Source organism: Paenibacillus taichungensis (assembly GCF_003287275.1).
GTDB lineage: Bacteria > Bacillota > Bacilli > Paenibacillales > Paenibacillaceae > Paenibacillus > Paenibacillus taichungensis_A.
The window spans coordinates 156,805-172,494 of the sequence record NZ_QEVW01000014.1 but is presented as its reverse complement, the minus strand read 5'-3'; the positions used below and the strand labels follow the sequence as shown (position 1 = coordinate 172,494).

At 45.6% G+C, this 15,690-nt stretch carries 13 protein-coding genes; 11 read left to right on the top strand and 2 right to left on the bottom strand.

Annotated features, from left to right (window positions below):
• Window positions 1-209 precede the first annotated feature (209 nt).
• Both DC345_RS20750 and DC345_RS20745 read left to right on the top strand, forming a co-directional pair.
• Complete coding sequence (locus DC345_RS20750) at window positions 210-1,283, top strand: hypothetical protein (RefSeq protein WP_113054703.1); 1,074 nt, start codon at window positions 210-212, stop codon at window positions 1,281-1,283.
• 27 nt (window positions 1,284-1,310) lie between these two features.
• Window positions 1,311-2,243, top strand: coding sequence for a tyrosine-type recombinase/integrase (locus DC345_RS20745; protein WP_113054702.1), 933 nt, complete (start codon window positions 1,311-1,313; stop codon window positions 2,241-2,243).
• A gap of 394 nt (window positions 2,244-2,637) precedes the next feature.
• Here the strand turns inward: DC345_RS20745 and DC345_RS20740 are convergent, their stop codons facing one another.
• The gene (locus DC345_RS20740; RefSeq protein WP_090898036.1) at window positions 2,638-3,567 is read right to left on the bottom strand and encodes an L-lactate dehydrogenase; all 930 of its coding nucleotides are present in this window, start codon (window positions 3,565-3,567) and stop codon (window positions 2,638-2,640) included.
• 312 nt (window positions 3,568-3,879) lie between these two features.
• Between DC345_RS20740 and DC345_RS20735 the strand changes: the two genes are divergently transcribed.
• The 8 genes from DC345_RS20735 to DC345_RS20700 all read left to right on the top strand — a co-directional run bounded on the left by DC345_RS20735 (window position 3,880) and on the right by DC345_RS20700 (window position 11,901).
• Window positions 3,880-5,157, top strand: a complete 1,278-nt coding sequence (locus DC345_RS20735) for a WD40/YVTN/BNR-like repeat-containing protein (protein WP_181586675.1) — start codon at window positions 3,880-3,882, stop codon at window positions 5,155-5,157.
• 135 nt (window positions 5,158-5,292) lie between these two features.
• Window positions 5,293-5,502, top strand: a complete 210-nt coding sequence (locus tag DC345_RS20730) for a hypothetical protein (protein WP_146752149.1) — start codon at window positions 5,293-5,295, stop codon at window positions 5,500-5,502.
• Between the two features lie 302 nt (window positions 5,503-5,804).
• Window positions 5,805-6,197, top strand: a complete 393-nt coding sequence (locus tag DC345_RS20725) for a DUF2500 domain-containing protein (RefSeq protein WP_062319566.1) — start codon at window positions 5,805-5,807, stop codon at window positions 6,195-6,197.
• A gap of 183 nt (window positions 6,198-6,380) precedes the next feature.
• The gene (locus DC345_RS20720) at window positions 6,381-7,130 is read left to right on the top strand and encodes an SDR family NAD(P)-dependent oxidoreductase (protein ID WP_113054699.1); all 750 of its coding nucleotides are present in this window, start codon (window positions 6,381-6,383) and stop codon (window positions 7,128-7,130) included.
• 204 nt (window positions 7,131-7,334) lie between these two features.
• Window positions 7,335-9,020, top strand: coding sequence for a hypothetical protein (locus tag DC345_RS20715; protein WP_258530736.1), 1,686 nt, complete (start codon window positions 7,335-7,337; stop codon window positions 9,018-9,020).
• Window positions 9,021-9,180: 160 nt separating this feature from the next.
• Window positions 9,181-9,603 (top strand): cell wall hydrolase, encoded by a 423-nt coding sequence (locus DC345_RS20710; RefSeq protein ID WP_113054697.1) that lies wholly within the window; start codon window positions 9,181-9,183, stop codon window positions 9,601-9,603.
• An 18-nt stretch (window positions 9,604-9,621) separates the two neighbouring features.
• Window positions 9,622-10,113, top strand: coding sequence for a spore coat protein GerQ (gene gerQ, locus DC345_RS20705; protein WP_397333696.1), 492 nt, complete (start codon window positions 9,622-9,624; stop codon window positions 10,111-10,113).
• A gap of 216 nt (window positions 10,114-10,329) precedes the next feature.
• Window positions 10,330-11,901: a sigma-70 family RNA polymerase sigma factor gene (locus DC345_RS20700; protein ID WP_113054696.1), complete on the top strand. Its 1,572-nt coding sequence runs from the start codon at window positions 10,330-10,332 to the stop codon at window positions 11,899-11,901.
• 164 nt (window positions 11,902-12,065) lie between these two features.
• On the opposite strand, the gene DC345_RS20695 is transcribed toward DC345_RS20700, so the two are convergent.
• The gene (locus DC345_RS20695) at window positions 12,066-13,922 is read right to left on the bottom strand and encodes an alkaline phosphatase (protein ID WP_220095250.1); all 1,857 of its coding nucleotides are present in this window, start codon (window positions 13,920-13,922) and stop codon (window positions 12,066-12,068) included.
• A gap of 378 nt (window positions 13,923-14,300) precedes the next feature.
• Here DC345_RS20695 and DC345_RS20690 point away from each other — a divergent pair, with 378 nt between their 5' ends.
• Window positions 14,301-15,617 (top strand): hemolysin family protein, encoded by a 1,317-nt coding sequence (locus DC345_RS20690; RefSeq protein WP_110000146.1) that lies wholly within the window; start codon window positions 14,301-14,303, stop codon window positions 15,615-15,617.
• Window positions 15,618-15,690: the final 73 nt, after the last annotated feature.

Genomic DNA, 15,690 nt, shown 5'->3' with positions numbered 1-15,690 from the left:
CCGCATCGCCAAAACGGCGTGGTATGGGGCTTTTTTTTGTGAGAGCAGTTCGTGTATTATGAAAAAAATGGTAATATTTAAGGTTATATATGGGTATCTAATAAGTAATACATCTGTCCTTGTGAGTGGAACCGGGGTTGCGGTCAGGGCAAATATAACATATATTTGGGGGTGTGACATGCCATCAGACATAGGAGAGGGGATGTATCATGAACACACCATTACATACCAATCAACATCACCAAAATTCGAATTTCGGTTTTGCATTGGCTGACTCAGCCGTACTTGCCGAGACGAAGCTAATCCTTTCACATCCAGAAGACACAAACGAATTTGTATTGGACATTGATCCGCAGCGCCTTTTGAAGGATGGACGCAAAGTATCGGTTGTTGCGCAGCATATGGATACACCGCCAGTTCGGCAAGATACCATTATCATATATGGGGAGGAGCTGGGATTCTCACAATATACAGTTACCCTGCGACCAGACAGTACATGCTCGCTCACTCCCATTGAAGGAATAGATCATCCGATCGTATTGAATTTGAGAGACTTTGCAGAAGGGGAGTACGAGCTGCGAATTTCACTGCACGTCAAAACACCCCGCATCGCGGAGGGGCCACTGGAGCCCGAGCAGCATGCCATGGTGAAATATGCTCAGGTGGTAACTGTAGCGATATGTCTGTTTCCAGTCGAAGCTTCGCAGATGAATACAGCGCTTGAAACGGTGTGGACACGGGATAATCATGTGTTTGACTCCTACGGCAGTGGTGGCTTTATTCTCGCAGATCTGTCTCGTATGGCGAGACGTGTAGAAGATCTGATCGGTTCTGGAAACCATAATCTGATTGAACAATTCAGAGAGGGTGATCTATCGGATACCTTGCTGGAGGACGGTCTCATGGCGATTGCCTGGGGAGTAACACCATGGTGTTATTCGATATATTCGGCTCCAGATGAACATTCGAGAACTATAATTTCGGTAGACAAGCTGGGTGATAAACCTCAGACCACGGGAATATACCGTGTGCATCCTGAAATTAAACAATTAAGTATCGTGCCGGTAAACGAATTGGCTTACTGGCCATCCTGTACAGAGAAAACATGGCCTGTAATTGATGTTGCGGGTGAAGGTGAGACCTTGCGTATGGACTTGTTTGTTCAGATCTGTGAATCAGTGAATGGACTGCACGAAAATCCACTGCCTTCATTTTTACTCACCCGCAGTGAGGGAAAACCCGAAGCGATTATCCCACTAATCGACGTCATTATAGTAGACTAATAAATAGAAGTGTGGTGACAAACACAGATGATGACTGAAGAGATTCAGGAGCAATACGCTGATGAGCTTGAAGCTTTTCATATATGGATGAAAGATGCAGGGTACACGGGACATACGGTAAAATCATATACAGGTGACGTTGCTGAATTTCTCGTCTCTATTCATGGAAAGTCACTGGAGCAGGTCAAAAAACTTCATGTGTTATCCTTCTTGTCCCGAGCTCGGGAAAGAGGGGTCAGTGACTCGACGCGGAATCGGAAACACGCAGCGGTTAACTGTTTTTACAAGTCATTGATTGAGCTTGAATTGGTGACCAATAACCCCGCTTTCGGAATCAAGAAATCCAAAACCGAGCAAAATCGGGCCCCCGTCTTTCTTGACGAAAGCGGTTTGGAACGATTTTTGCAATCGGTCGAGGGCAAGTATCGTACACGAAATCTGGCTATTTTTCTGCTCATGGGATATATGGGGTTGCGGGTTGGAGAGGTGCATGCCTTGAACTGCAAAGACTATAATGTGGATCGGCGCACGTTGGATGTATTCGGTAAGGGCCGGAAATGGCGTACATTGCCTGTACCTGAGACCGTTGCCGAACTGTTATCGCAGGCTCTTCAGGAGCGGCTGGATCCATGGCGGGCGAAGGAAGAGGCATTATTCGTCTCACAAAAGGGGAAACGATTGTCGATTCGCAGTATTCAGCTTATATCGACTGAAACCTTCGAACGTTTTCAACAGGAATCAGCCTCCAATCAGCGTGTGAACTATTCCAGTCATAAACTGCGTCACTCATTCGCAACCATGATGCTTAGACGCGGAGCAGATCTGCGAACGGTTCAGGAGCTGTTGGGTCACTCCTCCATTCAAACCACCACGGTGTACACCCATGTAACCAGCCGCGAGAAGGAAGAAGCGATGGCCTTACTGGATGTCAAACTTCCCGCATTTGTGGCTGATATGTAAAAGAGAAGCTTCATTTATATAATAGAAGCAAGTAATGGTAGAGAAACCTGTCCAAAATGACAGGTTTTTTGCATTTTGATGATAGAGCAGCAATAATACATTTAATGGAAATATGAGAGGGGATCAGAAATTATAAAATAATCTCGTGATATTAACGGAATAATTATTATGTTAACTTGAAAATATAATCAATGTTTGCTTTTCTTGTTCATATGAAATAGGGTGATAAACTAGCCAGAGATTGAATTGAAACTTAACGATATACAACAGTGTAAGCTATTTACAAGACTAAAGGACCACCCGTATCCTCTTAAGGAAGTTACAGGTGGTCCTTTAGTTATACAAACTTAACGATTTTGCTCATGATAAAACGTGATTGGTCCAACACCAGGATTTACTCCAGTCCGGCAATCTGCTCTTTCAATTTGTTGGCAGAGGCCTGGAAAGCGACTTTCTCCGTCTCATTCAAAGGAAGGGGAAGAATCTCGCGCACGCCGTTGCGGTCAACCACACATGGAACACCCAGATATACATCGGATACGCCATTGTAATCTTCCAGCAATGTGGAAACGTTCAGTACAGAGCCTTCATTGCCCAGAATGGCAGCGACAATACGGTCCAAAGCGAGCGCAATTGCATACGAAGTGGCTCCTTTGGCATTAATAATCTCATAAGCTGCATTTTTGGTCCGGTCGAAGATATCCTGCTGTGTTTCTTCATCCAGCTCCAGATTCGTTCCTGCAACGTTGGCAAGACTCCATACTGGTACTTCGGAATCACCATGCTCCCCGATAATATGCGCGTGAATACTGCGTGGGTCAATTCCTTTGTTTTTACCAATAAGGTAACGGAAACGAGCGCTGTCCAGTAACGTACCAGAACCAATTACGCGAGAAGCGGGCCAACCGCTTTGTTTCCAAGAAGTATAGGATAAAATATCTACAGGATTCGTTGCAATCAAAAGAATACCATGGGAATTAACTTCAGTAATACGTTCAATGATTTCTTTGAAAATGCTTGCATTTTTCTTCAGCAGATCAATGCGAGTCTCTCCTGGCTTTTGGGAAGCACCCGCAGTAATAATAATAATGTCTGCGTCTTTGCAGTCAGAGTAATCGCCTGCCCATACTTTAACACCTCCGGTAAATGGGAGACCGTGGTTCATATCCAGCATTTCGCCGGTAGCCTTATCATGATTCACATCCACAAATACCAACTCGGACGAACGCTGTCTTAACATCAGCGTGTATCCCGTTGTTGTTCCCACCGCACCCATGCCTACAATAACGACACGACTTGGTTTGAGCGCTGCACTGTTTACCATTTTCATATCCTCTCCTTTTTGGGGTATACTTCCATCCATATTAAGGGATAAGCGTGTGAAAAGCGAGCGATGTCTATAAACTTTTTCACATTTCATGTCTTTTTGCGGAAGGTTTCGTCGAAACCCTGGTTTATGTTCCACAGAAGAAACAGATACAGTAAAAAGATCGCTGTTTGATTCCAGAGAGTGGAGATGAGCCTTTTCGACATCGTTTGTGGTAGAATAGGAGCAGTGGATTCAGATGAATCGTAAAAACAACATGAATGGACAGGCATGCGCGCCTGCTTATTGGATGAGAGAGGTGGAAACCACTTGCGTTCGCAATGGATCAAAATCGCGCAGACAGTGTTGCTGTCTATCGGTATAGCTGCTCTGCTGGCGGCTTGCACCGATTCGGGAGAGCCCCCGGTGGCAGAACCGCCACAGGAGCAAGAAGATAACGGAAATATGGGCCAAACATTAACTGTTGTTCCTCCCGCAAACAGTACACAAGCTGCGGATACAGCTAAATATCAAATTCAGACCCGTTTAACTGATTTCCAGTTGCTTAACGGTAACGGTGGATTAGCATGGGGCGTGACGCGGAACGCCTTGCGTCTGTACTATACTCAGGATCAGGGAAGTACCTGGATCAACATCTCACCTTCTGAAAATGTCCAGTTTCCAGCTAATCCGCAATATGGACAAAGCATTTATTTTGTAGATAGTACACATGGATGGATTGTTCGTGAAGGGATGGGCGGAACAGATACAATGGTACTGCGCACGAACAACGGAGGAGCGAGCTGGAGTCTGTCCTCCTTGTCGAAGACGGATAAGGTGACGGCCATTACATTTGTTTCTCCTGAAAAGGGCTGGATATTGACCACAGTGGATACTTCCATTGGCAAGCAAGACAAAAAACTGTATCTTACCGAAGATGGTGGCATTACATGGAATCAGATGACTTCCAGTGACGAGGACGGCAAACCAGCATCTGCAGAGATCCCCACACGGGGATATTCAACTGGGATGACTTTCTCGGACTCGGATCACGGGTTCTTGACCGCTCTAGAGTTCGGTACGCCGAAATTGTACGTTACAGCGGACGGTGGCCAACACTGGAAGGTGGGACCTTCGTTTTTTGACCGAAATAAATTTAATGGATGTGGTAATTTCAACATCAGCTCCCCACAATTTTTTGGTCGGGAAGCTAAAACAGCTTGGATGTCGATATCCTGTTCTCAGGGGGAGAGTACCAAATTTAACGGATTTTTCACTACCAATGGTGGAGAGAGTTGGCAGTTATCAACGTTCAGTCTGAATAAACAAACCGGAATCAATCGCGGTCTGACTCCTACATTTCTGAACTCTTTGGAAGGTTGGGTCATGCAGAAAGGCAAGACTTATTACACCAAAGATGCCGGTAAAACCTGGAAGGCACTTCCTGTAAGTGAAGTGTTGGAAAACATTCTCAAAGAGTATCCTGAAATCGTCAAGCTCCAAATGGTTTCTTCGAAACTGGGCTGGATTTTGGTCGAAAATACGGATGCCAAAAGATCGCTGTTGCTGCAAACCGTAGACGGCGGTGTACGGTGGAAAGTACTGTAATTGCGGTTGAATATAACGTGTTTAGAAGAGGAACCTCCGGGTTTCTTTTCATTTTAATTACTTTGTGAATTAAATCACAATAAATCCCTTCAAATGATGTTATATTGAATTCAAGAAGAGATGGGAGTGATGAACATGAGAACGAATGAACAAGCTCAATTCACGCAGGCGGACGAGTTAACCAGATACATGCTCCAATTATGCTACACATGTGATGATGCCAACCGTTGCACTACTGAGGAAGAAGTCAAAGCATGCATGGCGAAGTACGCACAGGCTGATGAGCCGGAGCAGACGGATGGCGGAGAAGTTACACGCGGATATATGGATATGATGTACGCTTAACAAACGAGCAGATAACATGTAGCTTATAGCAATATATTGCCTCCAGATTGGGGGCATTTTTTTATTGTGATTTATAAATCGCATCTGGATACAAATAAGGTCAATTCAGGATTTTTACTTTTTAAGGTTCGTTAGCATGGAAAATGCATTTAAGTCTGATATAGATCATTCGGAAAAATTACAACCAACAGAAAAACCAATTTGAATCCGAAATAACAATTTCCCTGTTCAAGCGCATATATATTACAGAAGACGGGTCAAGACTCCGGCTGTCCTAGGTTTGATGAACGGAGGGGAGAGACATGGGCATTGAATCATCCTGGATGTTTGATTTTTTTGGAACCGTCTTTCCGGTAGTATTTGTCCTGATTATAGGTATTGTTCTTCTGTCGGTAGGGAAAGAAGTATGGAGATGGGGGCGCAATAACTCAGAGCCTCTGCTTACCGTACCTTCACGGATTACCAGCAGGAGAATGCAGATGAGTCAGTCGCACTCCGAACCAGGAAGTACAGCCCGTACGCTTTATTACATTACTTTTGAAGTGGAGAGCGGGGATCGGCTCGAATTCAAAGTGAATGGTGATGAGTACGGTTTGTGCGCCGAGGGAGATGAAGGTCGACTCTCTTTCAAGGGAACGCGTTATGTAGGCTTTGAACGCTACAATCGTTTGTATTCAGAACGTGTACGCGGATAAACCGGCTGGCTTGCGCCATAGTGGCGTAAGCTTTTTTTAATTTCTTTTACGGACAAGCGTTTCTTAATGGGGCTAACGTGTTTGTATATAAGAAGAGACTTTATTCAATTTATGGTTCATATTCGGTGAGTTGATGTAGACTTATGTGATGAATGGACCATCCCAATAGAGGAGGAAATGATGATGTCATTTACAGATCAAGTCGTGGTTGTGACGGGAGCAGCCAAAGGAATCGGTCGAAGTGTAGCTGAGGCCTATGCGGTTGCAGGGGCTAAAGTCGTACTTGCAGACCATGAGGAAGCGGAAGGGGCTGCTGCAGCAGCTTCGATTCGCAATGAAGGCGGAGAAGCCATCTTTGTCCAATGTGATGTACGTCAAGAGAAGGATATAACGAACCTCATTCAAACGACAATGGATGAATTCAAACAGATTGATGTACTTATAAACAATGCGGGTGTCTCCAGATGGAAATCTCCCTATGAGCTAACGCTGGAAGAGTGGGACGATATACTCAATACCAATGTGCGAAGTTGCTTTCTCACAAGCCGGGAAGCGGCCAAACATATGAAGCACAACGAAAATGGCGGAGCGATTGTGAACATGGCCTCAACACGTGCGTTTATGTCAGAGCCAGAAACAGAGGCTTATGCTGCTTCGAAGGGAGCTATCGTGGCATTGACGCATGCCATGGCTGTATCCTTGGGTAAGGACAAAATTCGGGTCAATTGTATCAGTCCGGGATGGATTGAGACAGGCAATGTTGAAAAATTGAAGCCAGAGGACCATGAACAGCATCCGGCAGGACGTGTGGGTGTTCCTTCAGATATCTCCCGCGCTTGTTTATATTTGTCCGATCCGAGCAATACCTTTGTCACAGGGACCAACCTGATTATTGATGGAGGCATGACCCGAAAAATGATATATGAGGACTAGTACCGGGATTTCTCCGGTCAATTGTAAACTTTTGAAAACATAGCAGAAATAAGCCCAAGTTAAGCACTTGGGCTTATTTGTTTTTGATAACTCGGTTGCTATAATAAATGTGATTTTACCACAGTACAGGAATGGAGGGAGATTATGTTCGGGAACTCATCCCGGAAAGTGTTTTGGCTATTACTGCTGATTGGAGGGATTATAATGACAGGCTTTGAATCTACTGCGGAAGCTGACGCAGATATACGAGCAGCCTGGGTATGGCAGGCCAAGTCTGTCAGTGATGGAGGAAATGAGCTGCTGGAAAATGCAGCTAAACATAAGATTAACAGACTGTATGTGAATGTGGATATGAATCTGTCAGAGGAGGTCTATCATACGTTTATATCCAAAGCCAGCAAGGCTGGAATTGCAGTTGAAGCTCTGGGCGGAGATCCTTCATGGGCAGTGAGTGGTCGTGAAGGTCCAATGCTCAAACTGGCGTCCTGGGTGAGCAATTATAACTTGGCTGCTAAACCGGAAGAGCGATTTGACGCCATTCATCTGGATATCAAACCTTATGTATTGCCACAGTGGAAAGAAGATGCCAAACCGCTGGTCCAATCCTGGGTTGTCAATATGAAGCTCTTGCTGGAACAGGTGAAACAGGCTGGTGCGGTTGAAGTGAATGTCGACTTGCCTTTTTGGCTAGATTCTTATACTGTGACGGGTAGCAGAATTACTGACGATGCGGATAACGAGTCGTTGTCACACTGGTTTATCGGACAATTTGATCATATTACGCTGCTCGCTTACCGTGACAGCGCGCAAGGAAATAATGGAATTATACGTTTGGTAGAACAGGAAATGATATGGGCGGACGCCAGAGATGTATCTGTTACCGTTGGCGTAAATACCAAGCCGATGCCTGGGGAAGAGTTCACTACTTTTGCCGGAAAAGGTGCAGCACAATTGGAGAGTGTCATAAGGGAAGTGGCATCTGCATTCTCGGATCATGCTTCCTACGCAGGTTCAGCTGTGCATGACATCGTGTACTGGGGGCAGCTGGAGCCAGAGGAAGTACCATTACCAGAGAATCCATCCAATCAACCGGAAATCAGGGGAACCTATATCTGGCAGGCTTCTCAAGTTACGAATGACGGTGGAGATCATATTCTGGAATTCGCCAAAGAGCAAAACATTAATTGGTTATACGTCCGGCTTGATTTGGATCAGCCATACTCCAGCTATCGCAGTTTTGTGAAGCGCGCACAGGCTCAAGGTATTGAGGTTCATGCCATGGGCGGCCATCCAATCTGGGGGAAAAAGGAAAATCGGCCACGGATACAACGCTTGATTGATTATGTAAAAAATTATAACGCTGAGTCTGAACCGGATGAACGTTTTAAGGGAATCCATCTCGATATTGAACCATATACCTTACCTGAATGGGAAAATGATCGGGATACGCTGCTGACTGAATGGGCTGCCAATATTGCTTATTTCCATGAAGAGACGAAAAAGGACAGTGATCTGGAAACGAGTGCCGATCTGGCCGTTTGGCTGGATACGTATCCGTTACCAGGAAGGGACATGTCTGTCAGTGAATACATGATCACAACACTGGATCACATATCTCTGATGGCATTCCGTAACATTGCTGAAGGCTCCAATGGAATTGCCGACGTCGTCAGTCAGGAAATGAAAATTGCGGATCGTTTGGGCAAGCCACTCTTGATCTCGGTGGAGATGAAAGAGAATTTTGAAGGTAGGCATATTTCATTTTATGATAAGGGCGCAGCGGAGATGGAGCGTCAGCTGGCACTGCTTCCCGATCTGTTAAGTGAGTATAAAGCCTACAAAGGTAATATCGTACATGCTTACGATTATTGGATTCAAGCCAAGCCCTGAATAGGCAGGTTATATAGGAAATGTTATGTCTCGGGACTTCACTTAGGGTGAGGTTCCGGGATTTTTTTTACGGTAAAAAAATAAAATCGTGTCACCGAATAGGCATCTGCACAATACGATATACGGTGATGAAGAGGTTCAACAAGGGAGGAAACAGGATATGGCTGTTATTAAAGCCAACTCGGAAGACGTCAAGCTGCTCGCTAGACTGATGAGAGCGGAGGCTGAAGGTGACGGCGAACAAGGCATGCTGCTTGTAGGCAATGTGGGTGTAAACCGGGTGCTCGGCGATTGTTTGGATTTCGGTGATATTCGGGACATTAATCGAATGGTGTTTCAGAACCCGGGTGGCTTCGAATCTACGCAAAAAGGATATTTCTACCAACGGGCAAGACAATCGGAAATACGCTTGGCACAGCGTGTCATTAATGGTGAACGCTTCTGGCCGGCCAGCAACTCTCTGTGGTTTTTCCGTCCGGTAGGAGAATGTCCGCCAACTTGGTATGATCAGCAAAATACAGGCCGCTTCAAGGCGCATTGTTTCTTTAGTCCGACAGGCGAAGACTGTCCGAGTGTATTTTAAATTTTGGGAGGAATCAATATGATTAACCAGCCTTATCAACCGACACAAGTTATGGGCCAACAAGCCAATTCACAAGTGCAAGGAACGTCTTATAAAATCGGTAACGGTATGCCGATGATGTCGCCAACACCAGGCATGGTTTCACCTAGTTCCACAAGCGTACCTCCGCTTGTTTCAAGCGGCGCTCCAATGACACCTACGGGTGGAGTGGTAACCACTACTGCGCCACAGTTTGAACAATCCTACATCGAAAATATTTTACGGCTTAATCTGGGTAAATGTGGAACATTCTACATGACATACGAAGGCAACAAAGAGTGGAATGCCCGCATTTTCCAAGGTATTCTGGAAGCCGCTGGTCGTGATCATATCATTATCAGTGACCCGAACACTGGAAAACGGATCATGCTTCTCATGGTCAATTTCGACTACGCAACATTCGATGAGCCATTGTTGTATCAATATCCAGGTGTGATCGGCAACTATCCGCAACAACCAAGCAGACGCTAATCTTTAGAGAAAAACAGAACATAATATAATATGGCGATACACAGGCTGTCTCGAATGTGGAAGTTATTCCGCAAACGGGGCAGCTTTTCCTATAATATGATAAAGAGCATAATCAAATAGAAAATTAAACATAAGCAGAAGTAACCTTTTTCTCAAATCATGGCACTTAAAGATAAATACATCAAGCAGCAAGCGCATAGGAAGGAGCAAAACATATTGAAAACATGGATCGATGGAGCAATCCAGGGGGAAGCCGAGGCTTATGAACAGCTGGTGAAGCAATTTCGCGGGATGGCACTGACTGTCGCCTATCAAAAATTAGGGGATACGTTCCTGGCCGAAGATGTGGTACAAGAGGCTTTCACGGAGGCCTTTGCGAATTTGTCCAAACTGGACAATCCTGATGCTTTTCCCGGGTGGTTCAAAATCATCGTGGAAAGACAGTGTTACCGTCTTATGAGGCGTAAGCAGCATGGCACCATCCCGGTCCTGGAGATTCAGGATGCAATTCAGGAAGAGAATCAGGCTCATAATCCTGAAGAACAGGCTTTGAAAGGAGAGGTGCATCGCCTCCTGCGAGATTCGATTTCCATTTTGCCAACTTCCATGCAGCTTGCTGTTGAACTGTTTTATTTTCAGGGCTACTCGCTCAAGGAAATGTCGGAATTCCTCGGGGTTAATGTTCCGGCTCTAAAAAAACGGTTGTATGATGCCAGATCCAGGCTCAGACGTTCTTTGCCTGTGGCGGATGTGATTTCAGTATTTAGTGATCTATACGAAGGAGGAAAAGGAATGCTTCACATTATGAATGGTGACCATGCGGCAGATCGATTAAGACAAAGCGGGATTCAAGGTGAAATTTTGGTCTGGCGAGAGCTCTATACATTTGGACCGATAACAAGAGATATGGGTAATGAGAAGGATCGAAGTGAACGTGCCATATATTTGGAGCAGCACTTGGGTATTCCACAGAATGAATATTTAAAAATCAAAGAACTTGAGCAGACACTTAAGTCATTCCATCAGCACGAAGAGATCGTCCTTTGGTTTGAGTATGACCTTTATGATCAGGCAATGCTATCGTATTTGCTGCATTATTTCAGGGAACAGGACCTAAAGAATACAAAGCTGAATCTGTTATGCATCGATACCTATCCGGAAATAGAACATTTTCGGGGACTTGGGCAGCTTACACCATCACAGATTGGACGTTTATCAGGTACTTGGCACGTGATGGGGGCAGAGGAAATTCAGGCTGGCAGCGAATTTTGGACAGCGTATGCATCATCAGACATTCAGGATCACAAGGACTACTTGCTGAAAAATACATCGCTTCTCCCTTTTGCACATGCCGCTTTCAAGGCCCACCTGTCACGTCTGCCCTCTGTATCGAACGGACTGGGCATCATTGAGCAATCCACACTGGAGGCCGTAAGAGAGGGCGTGGATAGCCCTTATCCATTATTCAAGCACGTTGGAGACCAATTGCATGTCTTGGGAATGGGTGATCTGGAGTATTGGGCTCATCTGAAGAGAATGACGGATGAACCTCATGCTTTACTTCAACTAAGTGGTGTACAAGCTTTTCCAAACTTCCAGCAGCATCATGACGAATTCCGTCACGGTGTCTTGTCTTTGACCGAACTAGGTATTCAGGTACTGAACGGAGAAGCAGATTGGGCACTATTAAAACATGATACATCCTGGATTGGAGGTCTTCAGATAGGGGAAGGGGAAGACACGCTGTTGCGTTGGGACACCTTTAATGAGTCCGTAGTGATCCTATAGAGAATGAGATGGCATCAGAAATAAAATAAAATCAGTAGAAGCAGTAAAGAAGTGTTAAGTAAACAGGCTAACTAATCCTCATCATCCAAAAAATCGTGAAAAAAGAGTATCCCGCCATGCCGGAGCATGAGCTAGGATACTCTTTTGTTAGTTCAACCGTTATTCTACTTGGACGCATCCAACTTCAATGCAGTTACCATTTTGCGGAACACGTCCGTATTATCGAGATATCCAGAGAACAAGCGGGACCCTGGTCCCGAAGCGTTGATGGGCACATCGTCGAATGTGTGGACTTCCTGCCCTTCATCATGAGGCAGGTTACCCGTATAGTGAACTCCGTCCGGGTCTTTGTCCGGGTTAGCGATATACCATGTTTTGTCTTTCACGTTAGGGTCCTGGATGGTAGGGCTGATTGGCACCGGATTAGCAAGATAATCCTCATTGTTATCCGGCATATTGCCCCAACCAACAGCAATCTTCCACTCGGAATCCGGATTGTCCGGGAATCCATCTCCGTTTGCATCCACATACGTCGGGAACTTGGAATCAGCATATGTGCCGATCAATTCGCGGAGTTCGTCACCCGATTTACCTTTGGCGGCTTCCGTGTTGTACGTTCCGTTTAGAGTAAGGGAATGACCGTGGTCGGATGTGACGATAACGAGCGTATCCGGGTGTTTCTTCGCATATTCCTTAACCCGACCAACCGTTTGATCGAATTCAATGGCATCCCATACGGAGCGTTCAAAATCCATCGTGTGAGCCTGTTTATCAATCGATGCGCCTTCGACCATCAGGAAAAATCCGTTTTTGTTCTGTTCCAGTACCTGAAGAGCTGTGTCGGTCATTTCCATCAACGTTGGCTGATCGATATCCTTGCCTACAATTTCTGCATTGTTAGGCTGCGTATACTCCCGGTCATAATATACGTTCATGTTGCCTTTGCGGAACAATCCCAGCAAAGATTTGGTAGAGGCAGACTTGTCCAGATTTGTTGCATCCGTAACGTAGGTATACCCTTCTTTTTTGAACTCCTCCACAATATTGCGTCCATCTTTGCGTTTTCCGCCGTCAGCTGCTGGAAGGAACCACTCCAGACCACCGCCCAGAATAACATCCGGTCGATTGGCTTCATTCAGATACATGCTGGCAATCGCTTCTTGCTCCCCGCGCTTACGTGTATGTACAGCCATCGCAGCAGGTGTCGCGTCTGTCACATCCGCAGTCGTTACAAGGCCAGTAGCCATACCACGTGTCCGTTTCACCAGCTCAACGATGTTTTCCACCTTCGGATCGTCAAATGGGTCTGGTGTATTGTCCGGGTAGACACCCTCGGCATTGACGGCCGTTTTGTGACCAGTTGCATAAGCGGAAGCACTATTGGCGGAATCAGTGACGATCGAATCCATACCGGACGTGGTGACCATGCCCATGGCATCCATTTGCTCCATCTCCAGCCAACCCTTGAATTTACCTTCGTTAATACCCTTGGATACAACACGAGCGGCGGTGCGAATATTGGCACTCATGCCATCGCCAATCATCAGAACGACATTTTTGGCTTGCTCACCGTTTGTCAGTGTTGCCGAGTCTTTGGAAGGATCGAACACTTGGTATACGACCCGTGAATATGTACGCTTGCCTGTAGCCGTCGTCTCGGCGGTTACCACAATGGAATCACTCTCTTTAAAGGCAACATCCCGGATGGTGTATTCCGTGCTCAGGTCGGTGCTGCTTGTCCACGTTCCAGACTTGCCAAAGTATTTGTCCGGTGACAAGCCATTAACCTGGATTTTAATGTCTTTCGAATTCAACTTGGCACCGTTTAGCTCAACCCGGAAATCGAGCTTTTGGCCTGCCAGAATCTGAGCGCGGTCAATAGGTAAAATGGTAAATGCGGCAGGGGCCGTCTGTTGCTGAACAGATACGGGTTCAGCATTGACCTGCCAAGGCACTGCTGTAATTGCAACAGCCGCGCTGAGTAGTAGAGCATTCCATTTCATAGCATGATGGCTTTTCATGAACATACCTCCGAGATCAATTTGTTGTTCTATTTGGAAGTATATAGCTGAATGATTAACGGAGCGTAAGAGAAAAGTTAAACCGAAAGTAATAAGATGCATATATTTGTTTGTAAAACGTAAAAAAAACGGCGTATTCGGCACATTTGTTAACGAAATAGCCTGTATGCATCATTTCGTTGTCATAGGACACGGATTGACTGTGTAGTGTAGAATTATATAATAAAAGAAGCATATCCTTGTTATTCGACAGAAGAAGGTGGAGGTGAACGCATTGGGAAGTTGAAACTGCATATGAGCGGCAGAATGGCAAATATCCTACATTTTCGAAGGAGGTGGACCTATTTGCCGAAGAATGACGGCGAATAGGAAGATAATTTGAGTGACCCCTTACCGAGTATATTAAATTTATTTTTAATTGCTTTGCTTGTATTGATGAATGGTTTCTTTGTCTCGGCAGAATTCGCGATGGTCAAAGTTCGTGGCAGCCGGATTGAAGCTTTAGTGGAAACGGGTAATAAAAATGCGATTTATGCTTCTAATATTGTACGCAACCTGGATGCTTATCTGTCCGCGTGCCAATTGGGCATAACGCTTGCTTCACTTGGACTTGGGTGGCTGGGAGAGCCGGCGATTGCTCATCTGTTAGAGCCCATGTTTACTGCATTTGGAATGGGTCCGGTATACGTACACGGAATCTCCATTGCGATTGCTTTTGTTATTATTACGATTTTGCATATTGTACTCGGGGAACTTGCTCCCAAGACGATGGCTATCCGCAAATCAGAGACGATCACGTTATGGTCTGCGGCGCTGCTTACGTTCTTTTACAAATTAATGTATCCCTTTATATGGGCATTGAATGGTATGGCGAACAGCCTGCTGAGAGTGTTTCGCATGGCACCGGCCTCGGAGCATGACTCGGCGCATAGTGAAGATGAAATACGTATTCTGATGAAAGAAAGCAATAAGAGCGGTTTAATTGATAATACTGAATTGGCGCTTGTTGATAATATATTTGATTTTACGGCAACAACCGCCCGTGAAATTATGATTCCGCGGACGGAAATGATCTGCCTGAATGCCAATCAGTCCATGCTGGAAAATCTGGAGATTGCCAGTGAAAGCATGCGTACCCGTTATCCGGTTTATAACGGTGACAAAGACCATATTATCGGTTTTATTCACATTAAAGACCTGATGCGATCTCAGCTTACAGATACCATTTCGGTGATTCGGCCGATTCTCGCAGTACCCGATTCCACTCCGATCAGTGACCTGCTCAAGCGGATGCAACGTAGTAAGACACAGATTGCCATCCTGATTGATGAGTACGGAGGAACCTCCGGGCTTGTAACGCTTGAAGACATCATGGAAGAGATCGTGGGCGAGATTCAGGATGAATTTGACCAGGAGCGTCCGGCGATTGAGAAAGTGGATGAGATGGAATACTCCATTGACGGCCTCATGCTGATTGAAGAAGTAAGTGAGCGCTTTGGGCTGGATATGGACCGGGCGGATTATGATACGATTGGTGGTTGGTTATACTCCAGAGTAGAGACCATCCCACCCGAAGTAGGGCAGTCGGTAGAGTATGATGGATATGTCTTTGTAATTCAAGAGACCGAGCATAAGCGGATTTCACGTGTGAATGTGATTAAGCTTGATCTGATGGTTGAAGGCGAGGGCGCCTAATCCAAAGTATTATTTTTGGAGACAGGTGATCCCGGTCTATAGGGAGGCCGTACGGTGGATGATTCCACTGTGC